The sequence below is a fragment of the Nesterenkonia salmonea genome (assembly GCF_005771525.1).
GTDB classification, from domain to species: domain Bacteria; phylum Actinomycetota; class Actinomycetes; order Actinomycetales; family Micrococcaceae; genus Nesterenkonia; species Nesterenkonia salmonea.
In genome coordinates, this window is record NZ_VAVZ01000068.1 from 1 (window position 1) to 6,830 (window position 6,830).

Below are 6,830 nucleotides of genomic sequence, written 5' to 3' on the forward strand. Positions count from 1 at the left end.
TCAAGGTGCGGCGAACTTTGATGCGGCCAGGTTCTCCTCAAGCCGTTAGGTCGCCTGCCTCTGAAGTCTGGGAACAATAAATCGAAGACATATTAAGGAGTTGGTTGATCATGTCTATGGATCGTATTTCTTTTGATACCGGTGTGTCCTCGCAGGTGCAATCAGATGTGGAGTCAATTGCTTCACGGTTGGAGTCGTTGATTGCTGAGCGGGATCAACAGGTCTCTGCCGCGTTATCGGACTTTCAGATGGATGGCGCTGATGCGGAGTACCAACAGGTGGAATCTCGGTGGCGCAACGCCTCCCATGAAGTGAAAAACATCATCACCCTGATCCGTCAGACCATGGCGGAAAACGACCAGACCGCGACCTCCACNAGCACAGCAACTTGATCGAAGGGGGTGTCTTGGGTGGGCGTGGAGTACGACGTCGTTCCCGCTGCGGTTTTAGCGACGCTGGCCCAAGTTGATTCGTCCGCCGAGGCAGCGCGTTCTCGTGGGATCTCGGCCTCAAGTCAGGGTCACAATATTGCGTCGGCCTGCGGTTCGGCCCAAGCGGTGGCTGATGCGGTGACACGGCTGTGGGCCCAGCGCAGTGAGACCGGTGTGCGAAGCGGCGATTACGCAGCAGGGTGTGCTGACGCTGTGAGTCAGGCTTGTGCTGCAATTTCCGAAGGCGACGGATTGATGCAACAGACTTCACTTGCCTCTGCTGGGCAGGCTTCTGCGGTGGTCGGATTCACTCGGGCAGGTGCGTGATGTTAGATCAGGGTCAGGCTGGGGGTTTGTCGGTGAGGTGGCCAGTGGAGATCAACGGGCAGTGGCATACGTTGGCTGCTGCGGCGGCGTCGTTGGCTACAGAGACTTCTTCAGCTGCTGCGGAGATGGAATCCGCGGCAGACTCGTGGGCTGGCTTGGTCTCTTCGTATCAGGAGAGCCAGACCCAGGACATCGTGCGCACCGCCCTTGATGAAGTGCCGGGGGTGACCCGTGAATGGGCGGAGGTTGCGGGCAGGGCCTCCCAAGTGCTGCAACGTTTCGCGACCGAGGCCAATGGGCTGCAGCAACAGGCATCGGCTCTCCAGGGGCAAGCGAGCACATTACAGGCCCGACTGTTAACCTCGGGTTTGCTGAGTGGTAGCGGTGAGCAGGGCACCTCAGTTGAGGATGAGGCGTTACGCCGTGATATAGAGGTCCATAACAGTGACGTGATGGGGCTGAATTCTAGGTGGCATGCTCTGGAGCAGCAGACCGCAGCAGAGATCGATTCCATCGCCGGAGGTGGCGGTTACCAAGACCAGATCCCTGTGGTCGGCGCGGCAGGTACGGGCTTTGGCTCCGCGGCTTTCAGCCTCACAGACGGAAGTCCCGGGAATGGCCGGTTTGGGTCGAACGGGCTCTTCGGTGTGGGCAGTCTGGGGTTCGCCTTCCACTCCGCGGTGACCCAGATGATTCGCAGCGGCGATGACTCCGGCGCGGGCGACCCTGTGGAAACGGCGACTGAACTGTATGAGACAGTCACCTCAAACGATGTCACCGGGGAAGACATCAGGGCGTTTTACGACCACCTCGGGCAGATGGACGCCGAAGGTATTGACGAGTTCGCGGAGGCTAATCCCCAGATCAATCAGTATTCGATGCCCCTGCCGACTAATGAGGACCAGCTTGAGTCCTGGCCTACCGGCGCTGACGGCGCCAGCTGGTGGAACGGTATGGAGTCACGTGAACAAAATGCAATGGTGGCTTTTCTGCCGCTGCTGACCGGCAACACCCAGGGAGTGCCAGCCCAGAAGCGTCATGAAGCAAACATGAATGCCCTCGATATCCTGCGACAGTCGGGTCAGTACAACGAATACGAACAGCACCTAAATTCCATCCAGGATTCCACCACTTCTCAGGGGGCTGGGACAGGGCAGCGATTCTTACTGTCATTGGATGTAGGGACTGAGGGTGATCGGGATCGACAGCCACTGGCGGAGGTCGCGGTGGGCAATCCCGATCAGGCTTCAGAGGTAACGTATAACGTGCCGGGAATGAACAGCAGCACTGCCAATATGACCGGAGAGGTCGACCGGGCACAGGACATCTTCGATGAAACAAACGACCAGGCCGTTATCGCATGGATGGCCTATGATCCACCTACTCTGGACGAGACTATTCCGGAGTCTTTGGAGGAGTTCTGGGATGAGGATGAGGGTCTGACTGTGTCTTGGGAGGAGCTGCGGCACTTCGAGGGGGCTCCGCACGAGGAATTGTTTGATCAGAATGGGTCGGTCATGAATGATGTGCGAGCCGATGAGGGTTCGTACCGGTTTGCCTATGCTCTCGATGGTCAGCAGTCAGCCTCTGCAGCACGGGGAAATGACGACATGGGTATCAATGTTGTGGCCCATTCGTATGGGACAAATATGGTCTCACATGCCTTGACTCTAGATAACCAGCAGTCCACTGTCGATAAAGTGCTCTTCGCGGGCTCCTCAGGTATCCCGGCCAGTGCCGCATCCTCAGCTGAAGAGCTGAATGTGGAGCGGACTGAGGAGGGTAAGCCGGCTGTGTTCGTCACTGAAGCAGAGGCCGACTGGCTTGCGGCATTGGGACGGGGCGGGGAAGTCAATGCCTTCTGGCGCGATGAGCCCTATGTGGTGGTTCCAGAGGACATGTTTGCCTCACCTCGGGTAGACCCTCGATCTGAGGAGTTCGACGCTTATGTTTACTCCTCTGATGTCGAGGAGCCCTTCTGGTTCTGGGAGGAGGCCTCGGAGGAGCAGTCGGTGACCGACCACACCAGATATGACGCAGATCCAGACATCTACGGGTACCAGGACCCAGCGACGCTGTCTTTCGAATCCAAAATAGAGATCCTCAACGGTGATATGGGGTCTGTAGAGTTTGAACGCAGCCCAGGAAGTGAAGTGGAGTGATCCGTGATGGGCATTAGGAAAACAAGGGTCGCAGCCTGGAGTGCGGTGGGGTTAACGGCGGTGATGGTGTTGAGCTCCTGTGGCTGGGTGGACTCGGCCGCCGAGTCATTGGGCGGCTCTGATGAGACGAAGGAGCAGGACATGCGTGTGGACTTGGGCCCTGGGGAAACTCACTCAGAGCAGATCGAGGAAATCGAAGAGTTCGTCCGGGTGATGCAGGATCATTTGAGTGACGATTACGTGTGGCGCGGCGGGGAATCTGATACCTGGAGCGCTGAACACCAAGCGGAGAACCATCGGCCGATTGCGAACTGTTCAGGTGATGAGAGTTTCCGACAGATGGCGATCTTTGACTACGAGGGTTTGGATGCTGAACAGGCTCTAGCTGCTGGCTATGAAATGGCCCAAGACCTAGGGTTCTCCACAAGTGAAGAAATCACTGCAGATGGAACCGGGCAGAGACCGATGAGATTCGTAGCCAGCGGCGAGGGAGGCCGCAGCCTTATCATTCGCCAGCAAGCTGATGATGAAAACATCATCGAAGTCTTCTATCGAACGCGCTGTTCCGAACACGAATCTCTTCAAGAGGCCTTTGACCGAATCGTGGGGGAAATCCAAGATCAGCAGCGTGAAGAGCGCCAGCGTGAACGGGAAGAACTGCGGGAAGAAATCAGAGACGAGTAGCAGAGCATTGACGGCCAACCAGACCCGGCATCAGAAGTTCCCGGATGAGAGAAACATCGATGACCACGTGTGACCCTGCTCGGCTGGTTGGCCGGGTCCTGGTTGGCACTGTGTTGATCGGGTCGCTAGTGCTGGCTGGTTGTTCCGCAGCGGAAGAAACACCAGGAACACCCGCGACAGACACCCCAACCAGCAAGGCGCCGGAGCAGACCCAGGACCCGCAGGACGAAACACCCCAAAACAATGGCAACTCTAGTGATGGGCTGATCGACGTCGAGGGCGGCTACACCCAAGAAGAACAACTAGCAGAACTCGAAATCGTGGTAGAAATCATGCAAGAACACTTCGGAGACGACATCGCCACCATCGACGGTCAACCATGGAGTGCTGAACTCCACGACACCGAAGTCCCTGCCCGCCCACGCGGCGGCATGTACCGCCAAGAGGTGAGGTTCGATATTCCTGCGCAGGATTTAGAAGAACTCTATGCCACCGCAGAACAGATCGCTGAGGAACTCGGCCTCACCGAAAACATCAACAACAGCAACGGCATAGGCCCCCACGGGCGCATCTTCTACGGCGCAGGACGCGCAGAAGGACGCACCTTCCTCATCTCCGCTTCCGCACCCGATCGATCAAGAGCTACCTACAAAACCCGGTATTCCGATCACGAAACCATCATCGCCGCCTACGATCGGATTTTGGGTGAACGGAGTGAGGAGGGACGTGAAGAGCGTGAACGTGAACGTGAAGAACGGCTAGAACGGATCAGAAACGAATAGCAGAGCATTAACGGCCAACTAGACCCGGCATCAGAAATCCCGGATGAGAGAAATATCGATGACCCCGCGAGATGACTTTATCCTCAGCAGCCCTGCGACGGAGACCCCATGTCTTCCCAAGAATTCGAGCGGAGTGATCCGTGGTGGGTCTTAGGAAGACAAGGGTCGCATCATGGAGTGCGGTGGGGCTAACGGCGGTGATGGTGTTGAGCTCCTGCGGCTGGGTGGATGCGGTCACGGAGTCATTGGGCGGCTCTGATGAGACGAAGGAGCAGGACATGCGAGTGGACTTGGGCCCTGAAGAGACGCACTCAGAGCAGATCGAGGAAATCGAAAAGTTCGTCCGGGTGATGCAGGAGCGCTTGGGTAGCAACCCAGTTCTCCGAGATGGGCAGACAGACACATGGACCCCTGAGCACCATATGGAGAATCGGCGCCCCAACGCCTCCTGCCAAGGAGACGATATCTTCCGTAATCGTGTGATCTTTGATTACGCAGATTTGGATGTTGAGCAGGCTTTAGCTGCTGGCTATGAAATGGCCCAGGACTTGGGGTTCTCCACAAGTGAAGAAATTATTGAAGACGGAACCGGGCAGAGACCGATGAGATTCGTAGCCAGCGGTGAGGGAGGGCGCAGCCTTATCATCGGCCAGCAAGCTGATGATGAAAACATCATCGAAGTCTTCTATCGAACGCGCTGTTCCGAGCACGAATCCCTTCAAGAGGCCTTCGACCGAATCGCCGGTGAGAGCCGGCAAGAACGGCGTGAAGAGCGTCAACGTGAACGCGAAGAACGGCTAGAACGGATCAGAAACGAGTAGTAAAGCGTTAACAGTCTGAGCGGACCCCGCATCAGAAGTTCCGGACGAGAGAAACATCGATGACCCCGTGTGACCCTGCTCGGCTGGTTGGCGCTGTGTTGATCGTGTCACTGGTGCTGGCTGGTTGTTCCGCAGCGGAAGAAACACCAGGAACACCCGCGACAGACACCCCAACCAGCAAGGCGCCGGAGCAGACCCAGGACCCGCAGGACGAAACACCCCAAAACAATGGCAACTCTAGTGATGGGCTGATCGACGTCGAGGGCGGCTACACCCAAGAAGAACAACTAGCAGAACTCGAAATCGTGGTAGAAATCATGCAAGAACACTTCGGCGACGACGTCGCCACCATCGACGGTCAACCATGGAGTGCTGAACTCCACGACGCTGAAGTCCCTGCCCGCACACGCGGCGGCATGTACCGCCACGACGTTAACTTCGACATAGAGCTGACAGACCTCGAAGAGGCCTATGCTCTGGCAGAAGAGATCGCTGAGGAACTCGGCCTCACCGAGAACATCAACAACAGCAACGGCATAGGCCCCTATGGAGGCATCTACTACGGTGCCGGACGAGAAGAAGGACGCATCTTCCTCATCTCCGCAGACTCACCCGAACTAGGAGGCGCCACGTATCAGACCCGGTATTCCGATCACGAAACCATCATCGCCGCCTACGAACGGATTTTGGGCGAACGGAGTGAGGAGGGACGTGAAGAGCGTCAACGTGAACGGGAAGAACGGCTAGAACGGATCAGAAACGAATAGCAGAGCATTAACGGCCAACCAGACCCGGCATCAGAAGTCCCGGATCAGAGCCATGCCGATGACGGCTCGTGGGCGTTGGCTTATGCCTTGGATGGTTACCGCGAGACCATGGACGCCCACCGCGAAGCTGATGAGACCACAGTCAACATTAATGCTCATTCCTACGGGACAAACACCGCGGCTCGTGCCCTGACAAGCACAACGCACCCTGTAGATACGTATTCGATGTATGGGTCCGCTGGGATCCCTGAGAACGTTGCCGAACATACATCAGACCTGAATGTGGCCACCACTGATGAAGGGCGACCAGCTGTTTATGCCACCAACGCCTCAACCGACACGCTCTCAGGTAAAGGCCGATGGACGCTGTCGCCTGTTTTTGGGGAAAAGCGGCTAGATCCCACTGATGAGGATTTCGGTGCCTACGTCTTTTCCTCAGATGGCATGGGGAATCCACCTGGTTACCCGGTTGGTGGTCACAGCCAAAACTTCCGTGCAGCGGATGAATATGGCTACCTCGACGAAGAGAGCCAAACCCTAGAAGCGCTTGCGATGATCAATGATGGTCGCGGTGATGAGGTTGACGAGATGACAAAGGCCACTGTGGAGTACTACGAGTATCTTTTCGAGGAGCACATTGAGGAGATCATCCGCAACCCAGCGGGTCAGGCGGATGCCTACAAGGTTGAGTTTGAAGGCCAGGCCCAGGAGGTTGAGACTCGCAGTGAGGCCGTGAAGTTAGTCAACGAGTACTACGCTGACAACAACTAGTGTCCAGTACCGGAGGACCGGAGCGTGTCAAATCAAGTGAGACGTGGAGCGGTACGGGTTACTTCACTGGATCTGGTTCTGGGGT

8 protein-coding genes are annotated in these 6,830 nt (G+C 56.8%); all 8 read left to right on the forward strand.

Annotation, left to right across the window (positions count from 1 at the left end):
* Window positions 1-116 precede the first annotated feature (116 nt).
* Window positions 117-392 carry a pore-forming ESAT-6 family protein gene (locus FEF26_RS14850; protein ID WP_208012951.1) on the forward strand — a complete coding sequence of 92 codons (276 nt, stop codon included), beginning with the start codon at window positions 117-119 and terminating at the stop codon, window positions 390-392.
* Window positions 393-401: 9 nt separating this feature from the next.
* The gene (locus tag FEF26_RS14855) at window positions 402-758 is read left to right on the forward strand and encodes a hypothetical protein (RefSeq protein ID WP_138254320.1); all 357 of its coding nucleotides are present in this window, start codon (window positions 402-404) and stop codon (window positions 756-758) included.
* A 44-nt stretch (window positions 759-802) separates the two neighbouring features.
* Window positions 803-2,920 (forward strand): alpha/beta hydrolase, encoded by a 2,118-nt coding sequence (locus tag FEF26_RS14860; protein WP_166433068.1) that lies wholly within the window; start codon window positions 803-805, stop codon window positions 2,918-2,920.
* 6 nt (window positions 2,921-2,926) lie between these two features.
* Entirely contained in the window at window positions 2,927-3,604 is a 678-nt protein-coding gene (locus tag FEF26_RS14865; protein ID WP_138254322.1) for a hypothetical protein, read from the forward strand.
* Window positions 3,605-3,663: 59 nt separating this feature from the next.
* The gene (locus tag FEF26_RS14870) at window positions 3,664-4,386 is read left to right on the forward strand and encodes a hypothetical protein (protein WP_138254323.1); all 723 of its coding nucleotides are present in this window, start codon (window positions 3,664-3,666) and stop codon (window positions 4,384-4,386) included.
* Between the two features lie 182 nt (window positions 4,387-4,568).
* Window positions 4,569-5,207 carry a hypothetical protein gene (locus FEF26_RS14875; RefSeq protein ID WP_138254324.1) on the forward strand — a complete coding sequence of 213 codons (639 nt, stop codon included), beginning with the start codon at window positions 4,569-4,571 and terminating at the stop codon, window positions 5,205-5,207.
* 59 nt (window positions 5,208-5,266) lie between these two features.
* Window positions 5,267-5,974 (forward strand): hypothetical protein, encoded by a 708-nt coding sequence (locus FEF26_RS14880; protein ID WP_138254325.1) that lies wholly within the window; start codon window positions 5,267-5,269, stop codon window positions 5,972-5,974.
* A gap of 6 nt (window positions 5,975-5,980) precedes the next feature.
* The gene (locus FEF26_RS14885) at window positions 5,981-6,745 is read left to right on the forward strand and encodes an alpha/beta hydrolase (RefSeq protein ID WP_138254326.1); all 765 of its coding nucleotides are present in this window, start codon (window positions 5,981-5,983) and stop codon (window positions 6,743-6,745) included.
* The last annotated feature ends 85 nt before the right edge of the window (window positions 6,746-6,830 follow it).